Here is a 22,181-nt window from a genome sequence, read left to right on the forward strand (position 1 = left end):
GCTCAGCCGCGCTTCGGCGGCAGGCAGCTCGTCGCCGGGGGTGAGCCCTCGGGCCAGGCCATCTCGACGAAGCGCTGGGTGCCGTCGGGGGCCAGTTCCACGATGGGGACGGCCTTGTTGTACGGGTTCCCGTGGTTGTCGAGGCAGATCCAGCCGCTCGCGCCCTGGACCCGCAGCGAGCCCTTGACCTGCGGCCACTGGGTGCCGACGTCGGCCAGCGCCGGGTAGGGGGCGTCGGCGGGAGTGGCCTGGCGGATCGCGTGGACGGCCGTCGCCATCGCGTCGTACGCGACGATCGCCTGCCCGTCCCGGAGCGGTATCGGCTTCGGGTCGGCGCGGGCGATGTCCGTCAGGAAGGTCTGGAAGGCGACGACCGAGCCGCCGGTCGTCGGCACCGGCCGGCCCGGCGCGGGCTTCCAGGCGTCCGGGTGGGCGAGGGCCGCGTACCGGACGGTCAGTTTCTTGCCGAGGGCCGCGCGGTTCAGCTTGGTGTCGGCGCCGAGGTACGAGCCCTCGTCGCCGGTCAGGACGGTGAAGGCGCGGTCGGCGCAGCCTCGGGAGCCGAGCGCGTTGATGAACTGGCGCAGCTGGGTGTGGCGGCCGGCGAAGAAGACGGTCTCGGCGCGGGTGTCGCAGATCAGGTGGGTGATCTGGCGGAAGGTGTTGGCGGTGGTGCCCTCTTCGGTGTTGTTCTTCGGCGAGGTGTAGAGCTGAGGCTCGTAGGGCGCGCCCTTGAGAGAGGCGGCGAAGGCCGTCCGCAGGGTGTCGATGTAGTGGTCGCCGGTGCGGGAGTCCTGGACGAGGATCGCGCGGGCGGCGTCGACCTCGCCGAAGTGGGCGAGGGCCTTCGCCTCGTCGCTGTTGGTGGGGGAGACCCGGGCGAGGCCGGGGAAGCGGTCGCGGCCGGGCCCGTTGGCGAGGTCGTCGGCGGTGATGGTGGTGCCGACGACGGCGATCCCGGCGCCCGTGAGGGCGGTGACCGCCTCCCGTACCTCGGCGGAGGAGGTGGCGACGCCGGAGACGGCGCGGAGCCGGTCGGGGGCGCCGGTCATGGTGAGAAGCCGGTCGACGGCGGTGCGCCAGTGGGCGTTGCGGTTGCCGGTGTTGGCGAGGACGAGCCGGATCTTGGGGGTCTCGCTGTTGGACTCGTGGTTCGCCCGGTACTGGTAGGCGTACGCGCCCTGGAGTTCGCGGAGGATCTTCTCGCGGGTGCCGGAGTCGGTGGCGGTGATCGGGAGCAGGACGGCGACGGTGGCGTACTCGCCGGCCTTGAGGGTCGCGTTCTCGCGCCCGATGGCGCCGGTGATCGCGGTGAGCGAGGCGACGCGGAAGTCGTGTCCGGTCCCGTTGACGCCGACGCACTCGTCGCTGTTCGCGGGCTTGGTGACTCCGGTGGCGCAGGAACGGTCCTCCGGCTCGAAGAGCTTGTAGAGGCCCCAGCCGCCGAGGCCGAGGACGAGGGAGGTGGCGACGAGGGTGCTGAGGAGCTTCTGCCGGGGTGTCCAGAAGAAGCGGCGGCGCAGCCGGTCGAACATGGCGTCAGACTCCGTCCTCGCGTCCGGGCGGCAGCGACAGCTCCCGCCAGGCGCGGATGTCGCGCGGCCAGTGGCCTGCCGCGTCCCACAGTGGACCGCTGCCGGTGAGGTGGCGGCCGGAGAGCCGGCGCAGTTCGTGCGCCAGCCGGTCGGCGACCTCCTCGTCGGGCAGCGCGAGCGGATCGGTGAGCAGCCATACGGCGTGCAGCAGCCGCCGTAGGGAGAGGTGGAGTTCGGCGGCGTCGGGGCCGAGCCCGTCGGGGAGCGCCGGGTCGGGCTCCTGCCCGAGGGCGACGGCCCGGCGCGGGTCGGGCCCGGTGCGGCCCCGCTCGCGCGGGTGGGGCGCGGAGGCGACGAACCGCAGCAGGCCGAGCCAGCCGAGGACGTCGGGGCCGGGGAAGGTGAGCCGGAGGTGGGCGACGGCCTCGGCGGTGTCGCCGAGCGCCAGGTCGTGGTGGAGCCGGTACGGGCCCGGCTGCGGCCCGTAGTGGCGGCGGAGGGTCTCGTGGACGGCCCGCCAGGCGGAGTAGCCGGGGTCGTCGTCCTCGAAGCGGAGCCGGTGCAGCAGCAGGGCGCGCAGCAGCGGGTCGCCGACGAAGTGGCCGGGGTGGTCGGACCAGTGCTCGGCGCGGAGCCGGTCGCGGACGCGGAGCGCGACGTCGCCCTCGACGGATTCGCCGGGCAGCCGGGCCTGGGCGAGGCGCCGGGCGGACTCCTCGTCGTGGGCGGCGGCGAGGACCGCGTACGGGCCGGGTCTGGGGACCGGCAGGAGGGCGCCGAGCAGGGCGGGGGCGACCGGCACGGGCGCGGAGTCCTCGCGGAGCTCGACGGTGAGGTCGAGGAGGCGGCCGGGGGTGAGCGCGGCGCGCTCGGCGGGCGGGGTCTCGCCGGCGGCGCGGGCGAGCAGGTCGACGCCGAGCGGGCGGCCGCCGGTGAGCCGGTGGACGGCCCGCGAGAGCGCGGCGGGGGTGCGGCCGCCGGGGTCGTTCTGGTCGAAGGCGGCGCGGGTCTGGGTGGGCGTGAGCGGGGTGAGGTCGACGGCGAGGAGACCGGAGCCGACCCGGCTGGTGCGGGGGCACGGGGCCTGGTGGGCGGTCTCGGGCAGCCGGATGCGGGTGGCGTGGCGGAGGACCTCGTGCTCGCGGAGCCGGGAGGCGGCGAGGACGACGGTGTGGTCCCTGCGCCCGTCGGCGCGGGCGCGCAGAATCGGTTCGGCGAGGGCGCGGCCGACCGGTTCGTGGGCGTTGTCGAGGAGCAGCAGGGGCCGGCCGACGCGGCTGCCGCGCCGCAGTCCGGTGTAGGCGCGGAGCAGGTCCTCGGTGAGGGTGACGGCGAGGAACGCCTCGGCCTCCTCGCGGCGCGGCCCGCCCTGCGCGAAGTCGACGGCGAGCTGCTGGAGTCCGGCGAGACCGCGCCCGCCGGCGTTGCGGTAGCCGCCGAACCAGTCGTCGGGGGCCTGCCGGAAGCGGTTGAAGAACACCTCGACGACGGTCTCGACGGTCGCCTCCGCGACCAGCCCGGCGAACGGCGCGCCGGTGTCGGCGGCGGTGCCCGCGAGCTTGGCGAGCACCCTGCCGACCCAGGCGGCGGCGGCGGTCCGGCCGGAGTCCACGGTGGCGAGCAGCGGCCCGAGCCGCAGCAGGTCGCGGCGGGCCCGCTCGTCGTCGTCCCGCGTCCAGCCGACCGAGGTGACGGCGACGAGCCCGAGCGAGAGCCGGGGGAAGGGCACGGGCCTGACCGCGTCGCCGCGCCGGCCGAGCTGCACGGCGAGCTCGGCGAGGGCGCCGGTGACCGGGGACCAGCCGGCCCCGTGGTCGGCCGGCTCCTCGATCGCGGCGCAGTCGAGGAGGGCGAGCGGGGTCAGGCCGAGGTAGCGGTTGCGGATCTCCTTGAGCAGCACGGTCTTGCCCATGCCGCGCCCGCCGGTGAAGACGGTCACCGGCGGGTCCTCGCCGTGTTCGAAGGGCACCCGCCCCTGGCCGTACGGTCCGAGCCCGATGAGGCGCGCGGCGAGCCCCCGTGGATCGAGGACCGCCTCGCGGCCGTACAGCTCTCTTCGCACCCGCCACCCCCGTCGCAGTCAACTCAAGGATATCGACGGCGTGTTGGGAACTGGAGAGGAAATTCGAGTCTGTTGCCGAGGTGTTGTCAGGCTGTGGTGTCGTCGGGCTGATTGGTTGTCGGGCTGTGGGGATTCGGTCCGTGGCGATTCAGTCCGTGGCGATGGCGTCGAGCTGTGCCCGCAGGTACGCGTGCGACTCGATGCCGTGGATCGTGGTGCCGGGCGCGCACTCGTAGAAGTACACGAGCGACATCAGCTCCTCGGTGGGTACGTCGGCGGGCGGCGGGAGCACCCGGTGGCGGCCCGACCGCCACCGGCCGCCCGTCCAACCCGCCATCAGATCCCCGATGTTGACGGTGAACGCGGCCGGGTCGTACGGCGCGTCCCGCCAGCCGTCGGTGTCCGTGAAGACCTGGAGCCCGCCCTTCCCCGCCTCCCGGTCGAGGACGGTGACCGTGCCGAAGTCCGTGTGCGGGCCGATCCGGAACTGGCCCGGCTCCGGCACGCCGGTCCGCTCGCGCCCCGGGTACCAGTTGATGTTGAAGCCGAAGGTGGGGTGGCCGGTGTGCCGCGTGAAGAAGTCCCGCTCCTCGCCGAGCGCCACCCCGAGGAGGTCCAGCACCCGGTCCGACAGCGCCTTCATCTGTGCCAGGTACGTCTCCACCAGCGGGCGCAGTCCGGGCACCTCGGCGGGCCAGGTGTTCGGCAGGAACCATTCGGCGTCCACCGCCGGGTCGCCGGTGGGCTCCTCCGCCGCGAAGGACAGCGACTCCTTCAGGTCGGGCGGCGTCGCGGTGCCCTCCGCGTACCCGTTGGCCTCCGCGCCGGGCCCGAGCCACCCCCGCCCGCCGACCCGCACGGCGTACGGCTCCTTGAGGGCGGCCGGCAGGTGGAAGAAGGCGCGCGCGGTCTCGCGGATGGCGGCGCGCAGTCCGGGGTCGACGCCGTGCCCGCGCACGAGCAGGAACCCGGCCTCGCGCAGGGCGCGGTCGACGGCGGGCAGTTGCGGGCCCGGGTCGCGGGCCAGGTCGATGGTCGGGAGCCGCGCCTCGTCACGCATCGCCTCGTCACGCATCGCCGATGTCCTCGTTCCACAGGGCCGGGTTCTCGGCGATGAAGCCGCGCATGAGGTCGACGCAGGCGGGGTCGTCGAGCACGACGACCTCGACGCCGTGTTGCTCCAGCCAGTCGTGCCCGCCGTGGAAGGTCCGCGCCTCGCCGACGACCACCCGCGAGATCCCGAACTGCCTTACGAGGCCGGAGCAGTACCAGCACGGCGAGAGCGTCGTGACCATCGTCGTCCCCCGGTACGAGCGCTGCCGCCCGGCCGCGCGGAAGGCGTCGGTCTCCGCGTGCGCCGAAGGGTCCCCGTCCTGCACCCGCCGGTTCCGCCCCCGCCCGAGCAGCCCCCCGTCCGCGCCGTAGAGGGCGGCCCCGATGGGGACACCGCCCTCGGCGAGCCCGGCCCGAGCCTCGGCGAGGGCGGTGCGGAGCCACCGGCGTGCTTGTTCCTGGTCCATGCGGGGACTCTTCCCCGCCGGACAGGGAGGGTCACACCTGGTGCCGGTTCCCGTCCGCCGGAAGGGGGTCGGCGACGAAGGTGCCCTTGCCGTGAACGGTCAGGATCAGCCCCCGCTCCCGCAGAACCTGTGCCGCGCGGCGGACGGTGAGGTACGCGACCCCGTACTCCGTGGCGAGCTCCCGCTCGGCCGGCAGCCGCGCACCGGGCGCCAGCTCACCGGCCGCAATGCGCGCGGCGACGTGATCGGCCACCGCGACGTAGACCAGCTGGGGGCCCTGCGGGTTGAACTCGGGGATGGGGATCTGGCTGTGGTCGGTCACACGACCAACGTAAGCATCGAAGACCTGTGCGAACCATTGATGAGCTATGCAGAGCTATACATGCCTTATAGGGTCGTGTGACGCGAAGACCCCGGCGAGGTGGCTAGACCTCCCGGGGCATGGCCACCAACTATCAACGGAGTTGATGACGTGCGGAACCCTATCGTGCCTGCCTTGATCCCGTTCCTCCCCTTCCTCCCTCTCCTGCTCTGGCAGCTCGTGCCCGGGGTGCAGCGGCGCCGTCGCTGGACGTTGTGGCTGGCCACGGTCGGCGTGGACCTCGACCGCCGGAACATCCACGCCGGGGCCACCCGATGAGTCGCTGCGGGGCCCGGCGCTCCGTCCTCGCCGTCTCGGAGGTGGTCCGCCCGGTGTGGGGCGGCTCGGTCTGCGTCCTGGGCGTGGGCCACGACGGCCTGCACCGCGACCGCGCGGGCGACGGCTGGTGGGTGACACCGGAGATCGCGGACGCGGTGAGCCTGACCCTCCTGACCCACGCCCTGAAGACGCGGCCGCACCCCGAGCCGGAGTTCCGCTCACCCCGCTGCGTCGTCGGCCGCCACACCCACTGCCGCGACCACACCCCCCGCGACAGCGGCGTACCGGGCGTCCGCTACCTCGTGTGCGACTGCCCATGCCATACGACGGCCGGCGGCCTGCCGTGAGGGGGCGGTTCACGCGGGTCTGACTCCTCGGACGAGGAGGGTTCCCGTTCGTTTGCCCGTCGGGGGTGCGATCACCTCGGACGATACGTCGGTGAAGCCGTGTCGGCGGAGGAGGGTTGCCCAGGCATCGGCCTCGTAGTCCCACCGCTTCACGAACAGGGGCTCCGAGCCCTTCTCCGGTGGCTGCATCTGGGACGCCTGCGGGCCGTAGCAGCCTTCCAGGGCTGGCGGGTTGTGGGAGAACGCGTAGATTCCGCCCGGCGCCAGGCGTGCGTGGACCAGGGGCAGCAGGACGGCGGGATCGGTGAACCAGGCGGCTCCGAAGACCGAGCAGACGGCCGCGAACTCGTACGTGTCCGCCGCGAGGAACTCCTCGGCCGGCCGCTGCCTCACATCGAGGTGCGGCCATCGGTCGCGCGCCTTAGCCACCTGGACGGGCGAGACGTCCACGCCGACCGCTTCGGCACCCAGCGCGACCAGGTGAGCGAGGTTGCCGCCGCTGCCGCAGCCGAGGTCGAGGACCCGGGCGGCGGAGAGGTCGCCGAGGATCCTCTCGTCGGGGCCGTGGTCGGGCCACTGCGTCCAGTTGAACCACGTAGCGGCCCCGACCGCGTTCGTCTCCTGGCGCCCTGGCCTGGCCGCGCCCCACACATCCCACGCACCGGCGTCCTGCTCGCGCACCCTTGTCCTTTCCCATGCTGAGAGCCCGCCCGCCGACCCGAGGGCCGAGGGGCGGGCGACATCGGCGTGACTACTTCTTGCCGCCCACCGGGCTGTCCGTGCAGCCAGCGTGGCACTGCGTGCAGTCGGCGGCGGTCGGCCACAGCTCCTGGTCCACGGCGAAGCCTGCCGCACGGATGGCGGCCACGGTGCGATTCCGGGCCGCCTCGGGGCCGCCCGCCTCGGTCGCGCCGGGAACGCCGGGGTGATGGTGGATGAACCGGCCCGCGTGGCGGTCGCAGAACTCCTGGTACGCCCGGGTGCGCAGCAGGAAGGCGTGCCAGCCCCGGTCCACCTGCTCGGAGGGCGCCAGAGGCGCGTCCGTCGTCGTCCCCGCGATCAGGAACGCGATGATCCGCTCGGCCAGGACGCGGCTGGTGCCGGGATGCGCCTTGATCACGTCGGCGGTCAGGGCCTGCCACACCTCGCGGGGCAGGAGCGTGCGGGGCTCGGTGCGGTGAAGCGGGGGATGCTCAAGCGCGATGGTCACCTGGATGTCCCTTTCCTCTCGGCGGAGAGCCGCGGGCCGCAGCGTAGGCAATCTGCGGATCGGCATGGCATCCATCGTCCCCACGGGGCCAGGTCATCGCGGCGGCGGACAGGGCGTCATCCCGGCGTCACTCCTGGGCGTCAAATCGGTGTCATTCGACTGCCGTTGGGGCTACCGTCGAAGCCATGACGACCGCCGCGACGAACGATGTCCTGCGGGCCGTGCGGATCGGCCTTCGCATGAGTCAGGACGACTTGGCGAAGGCGCTCCGTGCTGCCGGCGAGCAGCTGGGCGAACCGAACGAAGCGAGCAAGCGTCTCGTCCAGCGCTGGGAATCCGGTACCAGCCGCGCTCCGCGCCCCGTGTACGCCCGCGCTCTGGAGCACGTGACGGGGCGCCCCGTCGAAGCCTTGGGCTTCACCCTGCCCGTACCGCGGGCACGCGTCCATCCCGATTCCGCAGGAGGCCACGACATGGACCTCGGCCCCGAAGGCATTCGGCCGGCCTCGGCCGCACAGCAACCACCGGACGGCATGAACTACTCGGGCATCTGGCTGTCGCGGTACGAGTTCTTCAGCTCATCGCGGGACGAGACGTTCGAGGCCCAGCACTACGTCGTACTGCTCCAGCACGGTGTCCGGCTGACCGGCCAGAGCCTGCCCGGAGCGTCCAGCAACCCGGACAGCCCGCTCACCCTGGACCTGACCGTCGACCGCAGCGTGGTCACCGGCTCATGGACCGAGCAGACCGCCGCGGAAGGCTACTACCAGGGCGCTCGCTACCACGGTGCGATCCAGATGCTCGTGGAGCCCACCGGCCGTCGCATGGCAGGGAAATGGGTCGGCTTCGGCAAGGACTTCGACGTCAACACAGGCCCGTGGGAGCTGAGGCTCGTCGACACCTCCACGTCGAAGGCAGCGCTCCAGAAGTACGCCCGGGCCCCCGAGTAGGCCGTGAGGGACGCCGCGTCTCAGTACCGGATCGTTCCGACTCTGTAGCGGAGCTTGTAGTGGGAGTCCGGGCCTATGAGGTCGCGGGTGTGGGGGCCTGTGCCGGCTTCTGTGGCGGGGATTTTTATGGTGGCCAGGTCGTCGTCGGTGGCGAGTTCGTCGTGGTCGCGGAGGGTGAGGGGGAGTTCGGCGAAGTCGTGGAAGAGGAGTTCTCGGGACATGGCCAGTTCTTCGCCGGTCGACAGGACGTAGGTGCGGTCGTCGGTGTCGGGCCAGACCTGGCGGCCGTGGGAGTGGAGGGTTATCTCGTCGCCCGTGGCCTCGCTGGAGCGTTCGCAGAGGAGGCTGTCGATTCTCAGGATCGCTTCGCTCATCACGAGCCTCCTTCGGGGCGGGGGAGACCCCTTCGTCATTGTCTCCCCCGCGGCGGCGCCGCGCGCTCATACGGCGACGGCGGGCTCCTCGTAGGGGAAGCGGGCGAAGGGGGTCTCGCGGGTGAAGAAGGTTCGGGCTTCGGTGAGCGCGCGGGCGTCGGCGCGGACGCGGCCGGGGCGGGAGCCCGTACCCGTCAGGACGCCGCCGAAGCGCATGCGGAGGTAGGCCGCCGACAGGCTCAGGCCGGTGACCAGGCCGTCCGCGACGGCGTGGTCGTCGTCGGCCATCGCCGTGACGCCCCAGAGGGTGCCGCCGGCCATGCGCTCCTTGAAGTCGGAGTCCGGCAGGTTCAGCCAGCCCGACCAGTAGTCGAGGTAGCGCTTGGTCTGCGCGGAGAGGCTGTACCAGTAGAGGGGGGAGACGATGACTATGTCTGTGGCCTCTGTCGTGGCCCGTCGCAGGTTCTCTTCCGTCTCGCCTCGCGCGTGGCCCGCCGTCTCGTGCCTGCCGTCCTGGAAGTCCGGGAGCGCGAGGTTGTTCAGGTCTACCCAGCGCTGCGGGATGCCCGCGGGCAGGTGGGCGGCGGCCTCGCGGGCCAGGATCTCGGAGTTGCCGTCGGCGCGGGAGCTGCCGAGGACGAAGAGGAACGAGCGGTCCGAGCGGTCCGAGCCGGGGGTCGTGTCGAGGGACATGGGTGCTCCTGGTTCGTGGGGCCTGTCTTCCTCCGGCAACTAGCCGTCGTGCGCGGGTATTCCGCTCTCGCCGATCGGTTTTCGTGATGGGGGGCATCGGCAGGACGCCCCAGTGGGGCGTGGACCCGCCCCCGGTCCCGTTCGTAGCGTCGGCGGCATGAGAAACGAGAGTGGGAACGACGCCAGGGGAACCCTCGAACTGACCCTCGCCATGGTGCTCTCCGGCACCCTCGGCGTCTTCGTCGTCGAGTCCGGGGCCTCGCCCTTCGAAGTGGTCTTCTTCCGCTGCCTCTTCGGGGCCATCGCGCTCGGCCTGTACAGCCTGGCCCGCGGCTACCTCACCGGGCACGGGTTCACCGCGCGGACGCTCGGACTCGCCGTCCTCGGCGGGGTGTTCATCGTCTTCAACTGGGTTTTTCTTTTTGAGGCTTACGCCGCCAGCTCCATCTCGCTCGCCACCGTCGTCTACCACACCCAGCCGTTCTTCCTCGTGCTGCTCAGCGCGCTCTTCCTCCGGGAGCGGATCCCCGCCGGGAAGCTGGGCTGGCTCGCCGTCGCCTTCGCCGGGCTGGTCCTCGTCTCCGGGGTGCGGCCGGGCGACACCGCCTCCCTCGCCGGGCTCGGGTACGCGCTCGCCGCCGCCGTCCTGTACGCCCTCGCCACCTTCGTGACCAAGCGCATCGGAGGCGTACGACCCCACCTCATCGCCCTCGTGCAGGTGGCCGCCGGCCTACCGCTGCTGCTGCCCTTCGCCGACCTCGGCGCGGTCGCCGGTCTCGGCGGCGGGTGGGGGTGGCTGGTCGGCCTCGGGCTGATCCACACCGGGCTGATGTACGTCCTCATGTACGCGGCGTACGCCAAGCTGCCCACCCCGAAGATCGCGGTGCTCGCCTTCACCTACCCGGCGGTCGCGATGCTCGTCGACTGGGCGGTGTACGGGCACCACATCGGGCTCGTACAGGCCCTCGGCGTCCCGCTGATCGTCCTCGCGAGCCTGAAGGTCACTCTCGCGCGAGCCGCCGCGCCTGCTCCACGAACAGCCGCACGTGCGCCGGAAGCCGCTTCCCCCGTCGCCACGCGAGCTGCGTGAAGAGGGTGAAGGGGGCCTCCCAGTCCAGCGCCACCAGCTCCCCGGACGCCAGCTCCTCCTGGACGGTGATCCGGGGCAGCAGCGCGATCCCGAGCCCGGACGCCACCGCCCGCTTGCTCGCCTCGATCGTGCCGAACTCCAGGAAGTCCGCCCCGGAGCCCGCCAGCTCCGCCTCGAACAGGTCCCGGTAGGGGCAGCCCGGCTCGGTGCCGATCAGGCCGGTGGTGGTGAGGTCGGTGGTGGTCAGGTCCGTGCGGGCCGCCAGGGGGTGTCCCGGGGCGGCGACCAGCGTCAGTGGCTCGGGTGCCAGGACCTCCGACTCCAGGCCCTCGTGGTCGGTGCCGGCCTCCATGAGGAAACCGAGGTCGTACGTGCCCTGCCGCAGCGCCTGCCGGGTCGCCTCGCCGCCCAGCGTGGGGCGCAGGGCGAGCCTGACGGCCGGGTGGCGGTGGTGGACGTACTCCAGGAGCGGCGGGAGCCGGTAGGTCGTGAGGGACTCCATCGTGCCGATGGTGATCGTCCCGGCGGGCTCACCCGCCGCCACCGCCGCCCGCGCCTCCTCGGCCAGCTCGGCCATGCGGCGCGCGTACGGCAGCAGCCGCTCGCCCGCCTCCGTGAGGCGGATACGGCCGCCGAGCCGCTCGAACAGCTCCGTGCCGAGGGCCGTCTCCAGCGCCTTGACCTGGGAGGTCACGCTGGACTGGGCGTATCCGAGCTCGGCGGCGGCGCGGGTGAAGGAGAGGACCTCCGCGACCTTCTCGAAGGTCGCGAGGAGCCGCAGCTCCATCAGGCGACCGTGGTGGGGGCGGGGAGGAAGCGCGGAACCCTCACGCGTCCTTCTCCTTGCCGCCCTCTTCGCGGCCCTCCTCGCGGCCCTCGCGCCGCTTCGGCTCGTCCTCGCCGCGCTTGAGGTCCGCCTCCCAGTCCTCGAACAGCGCCTCGTCCCGGCGCCCGTCCTCCTCGGACCTCGAGTCGGGCTTCGAGTCGGACTTTCCATCGGGCTTCGCGTCGGACTTCGCCTCGGACTTCCCGTCGGGCTTCGCGTCGGACGGCTCACCGGCCTTCTCACCGGCGCCGGGCTTCCCACCGGACCTCTCGTCGCCCAGCGACTTCAGGAACTCCGGGTTGTCGTCGGGCGCGACCCAGACGCCACGCCCACCGCGCCCGCCCCGCCCGGCGAAGCCGCCGATGCCGCCGATTCCGCCGCCCGCCGTCGTCTGCCGGGCCTTGCCCGCGAAGAGCCACACCACCGGGCCGACGACCCAGAACAGCAGGATGATGATGACCCAGACCACCTTGGGCAGGTGCTTGACCTCGTCCTCGGGGGTGTTCAGGCAGTCGATGAAGGCATAGATCGTCAGCGCCAGCGGCAGAAGGATCATCAGTGCCCTGAGCATGTGGAACAGCCCCCTGGAAACGGTGGCGGGGGCGCGTCGTGTCGGCCCCGGTGACAAGTCCAGCCTAGCCGGTGACCGATACTTGCCCGTATGGCTTACGACGATCTCCGCTCGCTGCTCAGGGCGCTGGAGCGCGAAGGCGACCTCAAGCGCATCAAGGCCGAAGTCGATCCGTACCTGGAGGTCGGGGAGATCGTCGACCGGGTGAACAAGGCAGGAGGGCCCGCGCTTCTCTTCGAGAACGTGAAGGGCTCCTCCATGCCGCTCGCGATGAACGTGTTCGGCACCGACCGCCGGCTCCTCAAGGCCCTCGGCCTGAAGTCCTACGAGGAGATCAGCGAGAAGATCGGCGGGCTGCTCAAGCCCGAGCTGCCGCAGGGCTTCGTCGGCGTCCGGGAGGCGTTCGGCAAGCTGGGCTCGATGGTCCACGTGCCGCCGAAGAAGGTGAAGTCCGGGGACGCTCCCGTGCAGGAGGTGGTCCTGACCGGCGACGACGTCGACCTCGACCTCCTCCCCGCGCTCTTCACCTGGCCGAAGGACGGCGGCTCCTTCTTCAACCTCGGCCTCACCCACACCAAGCACCCCGAGACCGGCGTGCGGAACCTCGGGCTCTACCGGCTCCAGCGGCACGACAAGCGCACCATCGGCATGCACTGGCAGATCCACAAGGACAGCCGGAACCACTACGCCGTCGCGGCGGCGAAGGGCGAGCGGCTGCCGGTCGCCATCGCCTTCGGCTGCCCGCCGGCCGTCACGTACGCCTCCACCGCGCCGCTGCCGGGCGACATCGACGAGTACCTCTTCGCCGGCTTCGTGCAGGGCAAGCGGATCGAGATGGTCGACTGCAAGACCGTCCCGCTCCAGGTCCCGGCGAACGCCGAGGTCGTGATCGAGGGCTGGCTGGAGCCGGGCGAGATGCTGCCGGAGGGCCCTTTCGGCGACCACACCGGCTTCTACACCCCGCAGGAACCGTTCCCCGCGCTGAAGATCGACTGCGTCACCATGCGGAAGCGTCCGCTGCTCCAGTCGATCGTGGTCGGCCGGCCGCCGACCGAGGACGGGCCGCTGGGGCGGGCGACGGAGCGTTTCTTCCTGCCGCTCCTCAAGATCATCGTGCCGGACATCGTCGACTACCACCTGCCGGAGTCGGGCGGCTTCCACAACTGCGCGATCGTCTCGATCGACAAGAAGTACCCGAAGCACGCGCAGAAGGTCATGCACGCCATCTGGGGCGCGCACATGATGTCGCTGACCAAGCTGATCATCGTGGTCGACAAGGACTGCGACGTCCACGACCTGCACGAGGTGTCCTGGCGCGCTCTCGGCAACACGGACTACGCCCGCGACTTGACGGTCGTGGAGGGCCCGGTGGACCACCTGGACCACGCCTCGTACCAGCAGTTCTGGGGCGGCAAGGCGGGCATCGACGCCACGAAGAAGCTGCCGGAGGAGGGCTACACCCGGGACGGCGGCTGGCCGGACATGGTGGAGTCGGACCCGGCGACGGCGGCCCTGGTCGACCGCCGCTGGAAGGAGTACGGGCTGTGACCACGGCCGCCGTTCCGGGCGCGCAGCCGGGGCGTACGAGAGCGTTCCTGCGGCTCGTGATGATCGAGCACTCGGTCTTCGCGCTGCCCTTCGCCTACATCGCCTCGCTCACCGCGATGTTCCAGCTGGACCGGAAGATCCACTGGTGGACGCTGTTCCTGGTGACGGTGTGCATGGTGGGGCTGCGGACCTTCGCGATGGCCTGCAACCGGATCATCGACCGGGAGATCGACGCCCGTAATCCGCGCACGGCCAACCGGGAGCTGGTCACGGGCGCGGTGTCGGTGCGCTCGGCGTGGACCGGGGCCGGGATCGCGGTCGTCGTCTTCCTCGGCGCGGCCGCGCTGCTGAACCCGCTCTGCCTGGCGCTCGCGCCGCTGGCCGTCATCCCGATGGTGGTCTACCCGTACGGCAAGCGGTTCACGAACTTCCCGCACGCGATCCTGGGCCTCGCCCAGGCCATAGGGCCCGTCGGCGCGTGGATCGCGGTGACCGGGGAGTGGTCGTGGGACGCGGTGATCCTCGGTCTCGCGGTCGGCATCTGGATCGGCGGCTTCGACCTGATCTTCGCCTGCCAGGACGTGCAGGCGGACCGGGCGCACGGCGTGATGTCGGTACCGGCCCGCTTCGGCATCCCGGCGGCGCTGTGGGGCGCCCGCGCCTCCGCGGTCGTCACCACCGGCCTGCTGGTCTGGTACGCGCTGGCGACCGACGCGGGGATCTTCTTCTGGGTCGGCCTGGTGATCGTGGTCGCGGCCTTCTGCTACGAGCACTCCATCGTGAAGCCGCACGACCTGTCCCGCCTGAACCGGGCGTTCTTCACGACGAACGGCTTCATCGGGATCAGCCTCTTCGTGTGCGCCCTGCTCGACCTGCTGGTCCGCGGGCTCACGCTCTGACCGGGCGGCGGCGCAGCAGGAAGGCGGCGCCCGCGCCCGCGAGGAGTCCGAAGAGGTGGCCCAGCCAGCTGATGCCGGCCTGGGGGACCAGGCCGGCCAGCATGCTGCCGCCCCAGAGGGCGGCGACCGCGAGGCCGACGGCCACCTCCAGCGGGCGCCGGTTCACGAAGCCGCGGGTCACGAGGTAGCCGAACAGGCCGAAGACGACGCCGGAGGCGCCGGCCGTGTTGCTGTCCGAGGGGGAGAAGAGCCAGACCCCGAGCCCGTCGGCGACCACGATCAGCGCCACGACGCCGAGGAAGCGCCGGATCCCGCCGAGTGCGGCGAGGAGGCCGAGGACCAGCAGCGGGACGCTGTTCGAGGCGACGTGGCCGAAGCCGAAGTGGAGGAAGGCGGCGGGCACGACGTGCGCGAGCTCGGAGGTCTCGCGCGGGACGATGCCGTACGTGTCGAGGGCGCCCCCGGTGGCGAAGTCGACGCCCTCCAGGACCCACAGCAGCGCCACCCACCCGGCCATCAGCCCGAGGGCGGCCTTCGCCCGGTCGGCCCGACTCCGCTCCGGTATCCCCGAGCCGCCGCCGGTCGCGGTTCCGTTCCAGGTCATCGCAGCCCCCCTGCGCGTCGCGCGTGCCCCCTGCGGCAGACGTCGGGGGCACCTTACCGACTGCCCTGTCCGCCCCGCCGGATAGGCTCGTCGGCGTGGAGCCGAACAACAGTCAGCAGCGTCGACCCTGGGTGGTAGGGGTGTCCGGGGCGTCGGGGACGCCGTACGCCGCTTCCGTGCTGAGGGGGCTGCTCGCGGCGGGGGAGAGCGTCGACCTGGTCGTGTCGCGGGCCTCGCGGCTCACGCTGCTCGACGAGACGGGGATCTCGTTCCGGGACGCGCACTGGCGCGAGGACCTGGCGGCGTGGCTGGCGCGGGGCGCGGACGGGAAGCCGGACGCGTACGAGGGCGTGGACGTCGGCGACGTGACGTACTGGCCGGCCGGCGACCTGGCGGCGGGGCCGTCCTCGGGGTCGTACCCGGCGAAGGGGATGCTGATCGTGCCGGCCTCGACCGCCGCGGTGGCGGGAGTGGCGCTCGGTCTGTCGAAGGACCTGTTGCAGCGGGTGGCGAGCGTGACGCTCAAGGAGCGGCGTCCGCTGGTCGTCGCGGTGCGGGAGACCCCGCTGAGCGGGCAGACGCTGAAGCAGATGGTGGCGCTGGACGAGGCGGGCGCCGTGGTGCTGCCCGCCTCTCCGGCGTTCTACGCGGGGGCGACGCACATCCAGGATCTGGTGGACTTCGTCGCCGGGCGGGTGCTCGACGCGGCGGGAGTGCCGCATGAGCTGTACCGCCGGTGGCGGGGAGAGCTCGGGGGAGGGGGTACCTCCCAGCGAACCGAGGGGGTCTCCCGTGCCGGTTAGCGCTTCTTCGCGGCCTTCTTCGGGGCGCGCTTCGAGGCGGCGGTGGGCTGGTGGGCACGCGAGCGGTTGGCCAGGTCCTGTAGCTCGCGCATACGGGCGTAGGCCATCTCGATCGTGTACACGGTGTCTTCACTCCTGAAAGATCGTCTTTGATCTGCTGAAAGATTCGCAGGGCTGCGACCCTGCATGCCTTAGATTCTACACCTAAACTTGCGGTATCGCTGGACAATGGAAGGTCGTATACCTATGGACGCCGTGGACAGGCAGCTCATCCAGGCCCTGCGCGAGAACGGCCGCGCCTCGTACGCCGAGCTGGGCCGGCTCGTCGGGCTCTCCGGCCCCTCCGTCACCGACCGCATCAACCGCCTGGAGGCGGCCGGGGTCATCACCGGCTACCGCGCCACCGTGGACGCCGCCTCCCTGGGCCTCGGCGTCACCGCCCTCATCGGCATCTCCCTCTCCGACGCCGCCGACCACGAGGACGTGGCCCGCCGGCTGAAGGACCTCGCCGAGATCGAGGACTGCTGGTTCATCGCCGGCGACGACTCCTTCATGCTCAAGGTCCGCGTCAGTGACGTCGACGGGCTGGAGAAGACGATCCGCCGCCTGAGCGGGACGAAGGGCGTCTCCCGTACGCGGACGACGATCGTGCTGTCCACGAAGTGGGAGAACCGGGTCGGGGACCTGCCGGAAGAGGGCTGAGAGTACGGTGGGGTGAAGCCTGATTCACGGAGAAATGCACGGAGACATGGGAGGCGACCGTATGGACGCGGGGCTCAAGCGTGAGCTGGAGCAGAAGGTCCGGGACGGTGAGCGGCTGAGCCGTGAGGACGGCATCGCCCTCTATGACTCCGACGACCTCGCCTGGCTCGGCGGGCTGGCCCACGAGGTCAGGACCCGCAAGAACGGCGACGTGGTCCACTTCAATGTCAACCGGCATCTGAACATGACCAACGTCTGCACCGCCTCCTGCGCCTACTGCTCCTTCCAGCGCAAGCCGGGCGAGAAGGACGCGTACACGATGCGCATCGAGGAGGCCGTCCGCCTCGCCAAGGCGATGGAGAACGAGAACCTCACCGAGCTGCACATCGTCAACGGGCTCCACCCCAACCTGCCCTGGCGGTACTACCCGCGCTCGCTCTCCGAGCTGAAGAAGGCCCTCCCGAACGTCTCGCTGAAGGCGTTCACGGCCACCGAGATCCACCACTTCGAGACCATCTCGGGCATGTCGGCCTCCGACATCCTCGACGAGCTCATCGAGGCGGGTCTGGAGTCGCTGACCGGCGGCGGCGCCGAGATCTTCGACTGGGAGGTCCGGCAGCACATCGTGGACCACCGCACCCACTGGGAGGACTGGTCCCGGATCCACCGCCTCGCGCACTCCAAGGGCCTGAAGACCCCCTCGACGATGCTGTACGGGCACATCGAGGAGCCGCGCCACCGCGTCGACCACGTGCTGCGGCTGAGGGAGCTCCAGGACGAGACCGGCGGCTTCCAGGTCTTCATCCCGCTGCGCTACCAGCACGACTTCGTGGACATGCAGGACGGCAAGATCCGCAACAAGCTCCAGGCGCGGACGACGATGGCGACCGGCGCGGAGGCGCTGAAGACCTTCGCGGTCTCGCGGCTGCTCTTCGACAACGTGCCGCACGTCAAGGTCTTCTGGGTCATGCACGGCGTCCAGACCGCGCAGCTGGCGCTCCAGCACGGCGCGGACGACATGGACGGCTCGGTGGTCGAGTACAAGATCACGCACGACGCCGACAACTACGGCACGCCGAACAAGCTGGGCCGCGAGGACCTGCTGGAGCTGATCCGCGACGCGGGCTTCCGGCCGGTGGAGCGGAACACGCGGTACGAGATCATCCGTGAGTACCCGGGGCCGGACGCGGACCGGCGCGAGACGCCGCAGGCGATGCGGGTCTGAGGCGTTCGCAGGTGACGGTGAGGCCCGGTGGGGGATGCCCCCGCCGGGCCTTTCGCGTGCCCGCTCGTCCTCAGGTCAGGGGCAGGAGCATGGTGATGTCGTCGCGGTCGTCGCCGGGGGCCACGCGGATCGCGCCGGGGACGCGGCCGACCTCCTTGTAGCCGGCCTTGGCGTAGAAGGTGTCGACGCCGGTGCCGCCGCGGACGCCGAGCCGGACGGCCTCGATCGTCTCGAAGCCGGGGGCGGTACGGGCGGTGCGCTCGACGGCCGCCATCAGGTCGCGGCCGTACCCCTTGCCCTGGTGCTTCGGGTGCACCATCACCGTGTACAGCCAGACCCAGTGGGTCATGAGGCGGTGGCTGTTGAAGGTGAGGAAGGTGGTGGCGGCGACCTCGCCGTCCTCGTCCCGGCCGACCAGCAGCCGGGTGGTGCCCTGGACCATGCCGGCGAGGTGCTTGAGCAGGGAGGGGCGGATGTCCTCCGGGGTGACGGGCGGGACGAAGCCGACGGCGCCGCCGGCGTTGGAGACGTCGGCCCAGAGGGCGAGGATGCCGTCGGTCAGGGACTGGTCGACCGTCGGATCGACCTCAAAGGTAAGGGTCATAGGGCAATGGTAACTATTACTTCACGCGATGCTCAAGCCTTCCCGCCCCGCCCCGCCCAGCCCCCGCCTCCGGCGGGCCCCCTCCGCCGTGCTTCACTGGGGGACGCTCGTCCCGTAATGGGAAGGTTCGGCACCCGGAACCCGGGAACCTCGGAAGCCCGGAACCTCGGAACGAAAGAGTGGGTCATGCTCCGCTACTCGCTGATGCGCCTCGGCATCTTCGCCGGGTGTTTCCTCGCCCTGTGGGGCCTCGTCTACGTCGGCGCGCTGCCGCGCGGCCTCGGCGACTCCAACCTCCTGTGGGTCCTCCTCCTCTCCATCGTCATCTCCGCCCCCCTGAGCTTCGTCCTGCTCCGCAAGCAGCGCGACAACATGAGCGTCGAGATCGTCGAGAAGGTGGACCGAGCCAAGGGCCGCCTCCAGGACAACCGCACCCGCGAGGACGCGCTCTAAGACGGGCGTCATTCCCCGGAGAGCAGGGCCTTCACCACTGAGGGCCCCGTGAAGTCGGCCGCGAGGGCGTCCATCAGCACCTCGTCGCAGACCTCCCCGAGCCAGTAGCCGGATTCCCGCAGGCGGCCGGCGGGCCGGAACCCGGCCCGCTCGTACGCCGCGACGGCCGCCCTGTTGGGGGCGAGAACCTTCAGCCAGACCATGCGCAGGGCCGACACGTGGAACGCGTAGTCGAGGGTGAGGCGCGTCGCCTCCGTACCCAGGCCACGTCCGCGGGCCTCCTTGGCGAGCATGATGACGAACTCCGCCGTGCGGACGGCGTCGTCGGGCAGCAGCGTGGTCACGCCCACGGGGACGGGCTCACCGTCGGCCGGGTCGTAGACCGTGAAGCGGATATTGGACCCCCGGAGTTGGTGCGCCATGCCCTCGGTGCGGGCTTCCAGGGACTCGGGCACCTGACGGCCGTATCCGACCATCAGCGTCGGGTCCTGCTCCCAGCGCCAGTAGGTCTCGGCGAGGTCCGCCCGGTAGGGGCCGAGCGCGCAGGCCGGGGTGGAGATCCAGAGGTCAGGCACGAGGGGCTCCGATCACGAGGGCGGTGGTGTAGGCGCTGGTGGACGGGGGCTCGGCGGCGGGAGTGCCGTCGTGGGTGGTGATCCAGGCGTGGAGGCGCACGGGGTCGGGGGCGACGCCGTGGTGCCAGACGACAGCGCGACGGCGCAGGGCGAGGAGCAGGACGGCGGCGGCCGATTCTTCCAGGCAGGCGGTGCGCGCGGGGGAGGTCCAGGCGGCGCGTCGTACGGCGTCGACGGCTGCCGTCGCCTGCTGGGCGGTGGCGGGTCCGGCGGTGGCCGCATGGGCCACGCGTACGGCGCGGAGGACGCGGCGCATGGCGGTCCGCCGCCGTCCCGCGTGCTTCACGGCGAGGACGAGGACGAGAGCCGCGGCTGCCAAGGGGGTCCACGGGCCGGGCGGGCGGGTCAGCCCGGCGGGGTGTTCCGTGCTGCCCCAGCTCGCGGCGGGGGCGGTCGTCGGGCCGGGCTTCGCCGGGAGCGCGCAGCGGACGCGGCCGGTGTCGTAGTCGATGAGGACGCGGATGTGTCCGAAGTCGACGGTGGTGTCCATCAGAACTCCCTTCCGGGTACGGGCACGGGCACGGGGACGGCCCATTGCGGAGGGGGCGTCCGGCCGACCGCGTGCAGCCAGGCATCCGTGGTGAGTGCCTGCTCGATCGTGGCGAGTGGCATGGGTACTCCGGCGGCGGCCCGGCGCAGGACGGCCCGGAAGCGAGGAAGGTGGAGGAGGCCGAGGGCGGCCAGGTGCAGCCCCGCCGAATCGAGCAGTTCAGGCAGGGCCGTGCGCATCCCGCTGTAGTGGTCGGCCTCGAAGCTGCCCTTCGTCGTGCGGGCGCGGACCTCGGCAGGCAGCACGTCCGCGAATGCCGTGGCCAGCGTCGGTTTGTAGGCGTGGACCGGAGGCCGGCCGCGGAGCGGGGTCCGCAGGATCGCGTCCACCACCCGGGCGTCCAGGAACGGGTTGTGCAGGCCGATCCCTTCGCTCGCCGCCAGTCCGGCGTCCGCGACGGCCGTGCGCGCCACCTCCCGGATCTCGTCCACGAGGATGCGTACCGAGGCGTCCAGTCCTGGCAGGTCGTCGGGCCGGACAGCGGCTCGCTCGGTGGCGCGTGCGAGGAGACCGAGGGCGTCCGGTGTGGCCCAGAGCGGCACGGGCGGAGTGGGGAACCAGCGGACGTCGCCCGCGTTCTCCCATCCGCCGCCGGAGCCCGTGGCGAGGTGCGCGAGGGCCTGGGCGCGGGAGGTCCGCGCCATGGCCGTGGCGTCCCGGAGCAGGGGTGCGACGGGGGTGCGGCGGAGGCGGGCCCAGCCGACGGCCTCGCTCGTCGCCTGTCGGTAGTGGCCGTGGCGTACGAGATCGGAAAGACGGGCGGGCGGCTGGAACAGGACGCTGTCCCCGCCGTCGCCGGTCAGGTGGGTACGGCTCCCCAGGGTCCGGCGCATCCACCGGAGCTGTCCGAGGAGGCGGGCGTGCGTCAGGGTGGACGGGGCGGGCTCGTCCGTCACGGGTACCTCCCGCAGGCGGGTGTACGGCCGGTGCTCGGCGGTCAGGGGAAGCAGCCGGTGTGCGATGCGCCCCTGCGAGGCGGTGGCGGTGAGCCGGGCGTACGAGAGGTCGGCGCCGTCCAGCAGCCCCTCCGGGTGGACGGTGACGGCATCGAGCGGACCGTCGAGCGCGGCGGCGGCGACGACGGCGACCGTGGTGGAGTCCAGCCCGCCGGACAGGTCGCTGGAGAGTGCCGGATCGGTAGTGGTGCGGAGGCGTACGGCAGAGGTCAGGGCGTCGCGGAGCCGCAGGTGCGGTGATCCGCCGACTGGGTCCGGACACCAGACGACGGAGGAGGCGTACGGACGGCCGTCGTGGGAAAGCGTCACACGGCAGCCCGGCGGGAGCTGTTCGACCCCGTCGAAGAAGCTCCGGCCTTCGGCCAGTACCGGGAGGGACGGGGCGAGGACGGCACAGGCCAGTCGCTCGGAGTCGAGCCGGGCACTGGTCAGGGCCGCGAGGAACCGCGCGGACGTGGACCAGGCCCATGTCCCGTTCCACGCGACCGCGTACACGGGCAGCGCGCTCGCCGGGTCGGTGTGCACCACCACACGGCCCGCCGCTTCCTCCACCACCGCGTACGCGCCCGACCACCGCCAGGTGACGGACGCGGGCACCGGCCGGCAGGCCAGGGACCGGACCTCGTCGTCATCCGCCGCGCACGGCCCGACGACGAGCACGCGCCGGTCCATGTGCTGTGCGCCGCGCACGGGGATCTCGCCCAGCCGCCAGGCGGACGTCAGCGGGAGGGCGTGCGCGCCGACCGGGCGGGGCAGACCGGGCCGGGGCGTACTGAATCCTCCGACAGGCATTCGTTCACTCCTTCGCTCCGGGGATCGGGGTGTGGCCCCGGCGAAAGGCCGGGGCCACGGGGGTGTGTGTCAGCAGTTGTAGGCGCGCCGCTTGTCCTCGCTCTGGCCGCCGCCCTGGCCCTCGGTCAGTTCGGCGGCGTCGCCGATGTCGAACACCTCCGGCTCGGCGGGGGTGTCCTCCGTGCGCGGCAGATCGGTCATGTCCGTTCCTTTCCGTGGTCGGTCCCTACAGATCCCGTTCGTCGGAACGGGACGGTTGCCCTCCCCCTCCTCGGGGGCGTCGCGGTGGAAGACGGCGGGCCGGATGTTGTCGGCCGCCGTGGTCCAGGCGACTCCCGTGGTGGGCTGGAGGTGGGCGATGCGGAGGAGTCGGCCGTCGTGCCGCTCGCGGACGACGGCCGTCAGCATCCCTTCGCCTCCGTTCGCGATGTCACGGACCCTTCGGTGAAGGAGGGGGTGGCCCTCCGGGCCTTCGGTGTCCGGCTCGGAACACCGTCTTGCGGTGCGTCAGGATCCGTCGTCTCCATGAGGAGAACCTTAAGTGCATAGCGCTTTAAGGGGCAAGCCCTTAAGGCTGCGCGCGGTTCACCGG

General features: G+C 71.9%; 27 protein-coding genes and 1 pseudogene. 10 read left to right on the forward strand and 18 right to left on the reverse strand.

Annotated elements, in window-relative coordinates:
- Positions 1-2: 2 nt before the first annotated feature.
- The 5 genes from ACFXMG_RS26555 to ACFXMG_RS26575 all read right to left on the reverse strand — a co-directional run bounded on the left by ACFXMG_RS26555 (position 3) and on the right by ACFXMG_RS26575 (position 5,439).
- Positions 3-1,535, reverse strand: a complete 1,533-nt coding sequence (locus ACFXMG_RS26555) for an ABC transporter substrate-binding protein (RefSeq protein WP_383817169.1) — start codon at positions 1,533-1,535, stop codon at positions 3-5.
- Between the two features lie 4 nt (positions 1,536-1,539).
- A complete protein-coding gene (locus ACFXMG_RS26560; protein WP_383817172.1) occupies positions 1,540-3,597 on the reverse strand; it encodes a hypothetical protein in 2,058 nt (685 codons plus the stop codon).
- 148 nt (positions 3,598-3,745) lie between these two features.
- On the reverse strand, positions 3,746-4,672 hold the full coding sequence (locus tag ACFXMG_RS26565; RefSeq protein ID WP_383817174.1) for an isopenicillin N synthase family dioxygenase: 927 nt from the start codon (positions 4,670-4,672) through the stop codon (positions 3,746-3,748).
- Positions 4,665-5,117, reverse strand: coding sequence for a nucleoside deaminase (locus ACFXMG_RS26570; protein ID WP_383817176.1), 453 nt, complete (start codon positions 5,115-5,117; stop codon positions 4,665-4,667). Before ACFXMG_RS26570 ends, ACFXMG_RS26565 begins: the two co-directional genes overlap by 8 nt.
- 31 nt (positions 5,118-5,148) lie before the next feature.
- Positions 5,149-5,439 (reverse strand): GntR family transcriptional regulator, encoded by a 291-nt coding sequence (locus ACFXMG_RS26575; protein ID WP_383817179.1) that lies wholly within the window; start codon positions 5,437-5,439, stop codon positions 5,149-5,151.
- Between the two features lie 174 nt (positions 5,440-5,613).
- Here ACFXMG_RS26575 and ACFXMG_RS26580 point away from each other — a divergent pair, with 174 nt between their 5' ends.
- Together ACFXMG_RS26580 and ACFXMG_RS26585 are read left to right on the forward strand one after the other, a co-directional pair.
- Complete coding sequence (locus ACFXMG_RS26580) at positions 5,614-5,757, forward strand: hypothetical protein (protein ID WP_383817182.1); 144 nt, start codon at positions 5,614-5,616, stop codon at positions 5,755-5,757.
- Positions 5,754-6,104, forward strand: coding sequence for a hypothetical protein (locus ACFXMG_RS26585; RefSeq protein ID WP_383817185.1), 351 nt, complete (start codon positions 5,754-5,756; stop codon positions 6,102-6,104). The genes ACFXMG_RS26580 and ACFXMG_RS26585 overlap by 4 nt, the downstream gene beginning before the upstream one ends.
- 9 nt (positions 6,105-6,113) lie before the next feature.
- Here the strand turns inward: ACFXMG_RS26585 and ACFXMG_RS26590 are convergent, their stop codons facing one another.
- Together ACFXMG_RS26590 and ACFXMG_RS26595 are read right to left on the reverse strand one after the other, a co-directional pair.
- The gene (locus ACFXMG_RS26590; protein ID WP_383817188.1) at positions 6,114-6,785 is read right to left on the reverse strand and encodes a class I SAM-dependent methyltransferase; all 672 of its coding nucleotides are present in this window, start codon (positions 6,783-6,785) and stop codon (positions 6,114-6,116) included.
- A gap of 70 nt (positions 6,786-6,855) precedes the next feature.
- A complete protein-coding gene (locus tag ACFXMG_RS26595; protein ID WP_383817191.1) occupies positions 6,856-7,314 on the reverse strand; it encodes a glycine-rich domain-containing protein in 459 nt (152 codons plus the stop codon).
- Positions 7,315-7,499: 185 nt separating this feature from the next.
- Between ACFXMG_RS26595 and ACFXMG_RS26600 the strand changes: the two genes are divergently transcribed.
- A complete protein-coding gene (locus ACFXMG_RS26600; protein WP_383817194.1) occupies positions 7,500-8,264 on the forward strand; it encodes an XRE family transcriptional regulator in 765 nt (254 codons plus the stop codon).
- A 20-nt stretch (positions 8,265-8,284) separates the two neighbouring features.
- Here the strand turns inward: ACFXMG_RS26600 and ACFXMG_RS26605 are convergent, their stop codons facing one another.
- The gene (locus tag ACFXMG_RS26605) at positions 8,285-8,638 is read right to left on the reverse strand and encodes a hypothetical protein (RefSeq protein ID WP_383817196.1); all 354 of its coding nucleotides are present in this window, start codon (positions 8,636-8,638) and stop codon (positions 8,285-8,287) included.
- A gap of 66 nt (positions 8,639-8,704) precedes the next feature.
- On the reverse strand, positions 8,705-9,331 hold the full coding sequence (locus tag ACFXMG_RS26610; protein ID WP_383817198.1) for a flavodoxin family protein: 627 nt from the start codon (positions 9,329-9,331) through the stop codon (positions 8,705-8,707).
- A 157-nt stretch (positions 9,332-9,488) separates the two neighbouring features.
- Here ACFXMG_RS26610 and ACFXMG_RS26615 point away from each other — a divergent pair, with 157 nt between their 5' ends.
- Entirely contained in the window at positions 9,489-10,421 is a 933-nt protein-coding gene (locus ACFXMG_RS26615) for a DMT family transporter (protein ID WP_383817200.1), read from the forward strand.
- Here the strand turns inward: ACFXMG_RS26615 and ACFXMG_RS26620 are convergent.
- Both ACFXMG_RS26620 and ACFXMG_RS26625 read right to left on the reverse strand, forming a co-directional pair.
- On the reverse strand, positions 10,333-11,208 hold the full coding sequence (locus ACFXMG_RS26620) for a LysR family transcriptional regulator (RefSeq protein WP_383817202.1): 876 nt from the start codon (positions 11,206-11,208) through the stop codon (positions 10,333-10,335). The genes ACFXMG_RS26615 and ACFXMG_RS26620 overlap by 89 nt on opposite strands.
- A gap of 307 nt (positions 11,209-11,515) precedes the next feature.
- A pseudogene (locus ACFXMG_RS26625) lies at positions 11,516-11,818 on the reverse strand (PLD nuclease N-terminal domain-containing protein); the annotation flags it as partial.
- 90 nt (positions 11,819-11,908) lie between these two features.
- Here ACFXMG_RS26625 and ACFXMG_RS26630 point away from each other — a divergent pair.
- Both ACFXMG_RS26630 and mqnP read left to right on the forward strand, forming a co-directional pair.
- The gene (locus ACFXMG_RS26630) at positions 11,909-13,366 is read left to right on the forward strand and encodes a menaquinone biosynthesis decarboxylase (protein WP_383817204.1); all 1,458 of its coding nucleotides are present in this window, start codon (positions 11,909-11,911) and stop codon (positions 13,364-13,366) included.
- On the forward strand, positions 13,363-14,265 hold the full coding sequence (gene mqnP, locus ACFXMG_RS26635) for a menaquinone biosynthesis prenyltransferase MqnP (protein WP_383817206.1): 903 nt from the start codon (positions 13,363-13,365) through the stop codon (positions 14,263-14,265). Before ACFXMG_RS26630 ends, mqnP begins: the two co-directional genes overlap by 4 nt.
- Here mqnP and ACFXMG_RS26640 read toward each other — a convergent pair.
- Positions 14,255-14,869: a rhomboid family intramembrane serine protease gene (locus tag ACFXMG_RS26640; RefSeq protein WP_383817209.1), complete on the reverse strand. Its 615-nt coding sequence runs from the start codon at positions 14,867-14,869 to the stop codon at positions 14,255-14,257. The genes mqnP and ACFXMG_RS26640 overlap by 11 nt on opposite strands.
- 95 nt (positions 14,870-14,964) lie before the next feature.
- On the opposite strand from ACFXMG_RS26640, the gene ACFXMG_RS26645 reads away from it, so the two are divergent.
- Positions 14,965-15,672: a UbiX family flavin prenyltransferase gene (locus ACFXMG_RS26645; protein WP_383817211.1), complete on the forward strand. Its 708-nt coding sequence runs from the start codon at positions 14,965-14,967 to the stop codon at positions 15,670-15,672.
- Here ACFXMG_RS26645 and ACFXMG_RS26650 read toward each other — a convergent pair.
- Positions 15,669-15,794, reverse strand: coding sequence for a hypothetical protein (locus ACFXMG_RS26650; RefSeq protein WP_383817405.1), 126 nt, complete (start codon positions 15,792-15,794; stop codon positions 15,669-15,671). The two genes, ACFXMG_RS26645 and ACFXMG_RS26650, sit on opposite strands and share 4 nt — an antisense overlap.
- 124 nt (positions 15,795-15,918) lie before the next feature.
- Here ACFXMG_RS26650 and ACFXMG_RS26655 point away from each other — a divergent pair, with 124 nt between their 5' ends.
- Both ACFXMG_RS26655 and mqnE read left to right on the forward strand, forming a co-directional pair.
- Positions 15,919-16,374 (forward strand): Lrp/AsnC family transcriptional regulator, encoded by a 456-nt coding sequence (locus ACFXMG_RS26655; protein ID WP_055642891.1) that lies wholly within the window; start codon positions 15,919-15,921, stop codon positions 16,372-16,374.
- A gap of 61 nt (positions 16,375-16,435) precedes the next feature.
- Positions 16,436-17,599 (forward strand): aminofutalosine synthase MqnE, encoded by a 1,164-nt coding sequence (gene mqnE, locus ACFXMG_RS26660; RefSeq protein WP_383817388.1) that lies wholly within the window; start codon positions 16,436-16,438, stop codon positions 17,597-17,599.
- A 70-nt stretch (positions 17,600-17,669) separates the two neighbouring features.
- Here mqnE and ACFXMG_RS26665 read toward each other — a convergent pair whose 3' ends face one another.
- Positions 17,670-18,203: a GNAT family N-acetyltransferase gene (locus tag ACFXMG_RS26665; RefSeq protein ID WP_383817214.1), complete on the reverse strand. Its 534-nt coding sequence runs from the start codon at positions 18,201-18,203 to the stop codon at positions 17,670-17,672.
- 186 nt (positions 18,204-18,389) lie between these two features.
- Here ACFXMG_RS26665 and ACFXMG_RS26670 point away from each other — a divergent pair, with 186 nt between their 5' ends.
- Positions 18,390-18,656: a DUF4229 domain-containing protein gene (locus tag ACFXMG_RS26670; protein WP_383817217.1), complete on the forward strand. Its 267-nt coding sequence runs from the start codon at positions 18,390-18,392 to the stop codon at positions 18,654-18,656.
- 8 nt (positions 18,657-18,664) lie between these two features.
- Here ACFXMG_RS26670 and ACFXMG_RS26675 read toward each other — a convergent pair whose 3' ends face one another.
- The 4 genes from ACFXMG_RS26675 to ACFXMG_RS26690 form a co-directional block, all read right to left on the reverse strand.
- Entirely contained in the window at positions 18,665-19,216 is a 552-nt protein-coding gene (locus tag ACFXMG_RS26675) for a GNAT family N-acetyltransferase (protein WP_383817391.1), read from the reverse strand.
- Positions 19,217-19,223: 7 nt separating this feature from the next.
- Positions 19,224-19,781: a lasso peptide biosynthesis B2 protein gene (locus ACFXMG_RS26680; protein ID WP_383817220.1), complete on the reverse strand. Its 558-nt coding sequence runs from the start codon at positions 19,779-19,781 to the stop codon at positions 19,224-19,226.
- Positions 19,781-21,589, reverse strand: a complete 1,809-nt coding sequence (locus ACFXMG_RS26685) for an albusnodin/ikarugamycin family macrolactam cyclase (protein WP_383817221.1) — start codon at positions 21,587-21,589, stop codon at positions 19,781-19,783. Before ACFXMG_RS26685 ends, ACFXMG_RS26680 begins: the two co-directional genes overlap by 1 nt.
- 69 nt (positions 21,590-21,658) lie before the next feature.
- On the reverse strand, positions 21,659-21,997 hold the full coding sequence (locus ACFXMG_RS26690; RefSeq protein WP_383817223.1) for an albusnodin family lasso peptide: 339 nt from the start codon (positions 21,995-21,997) through the stop codon (positions 21,659-21,661).
- Positions 21,998-22,181: the final 184 nt, after the last annotated feature.

It is taken from the genome of Streptomyces sp. NPDC059201 (genome assembly GCF_042754585.1).
In the GTDB taxonomy this organism is placed as follows: Bacteria; Actinomycetota; Actinomycetes; order Streptomycetales; family Streptomycetaceae; genus Streptomyces.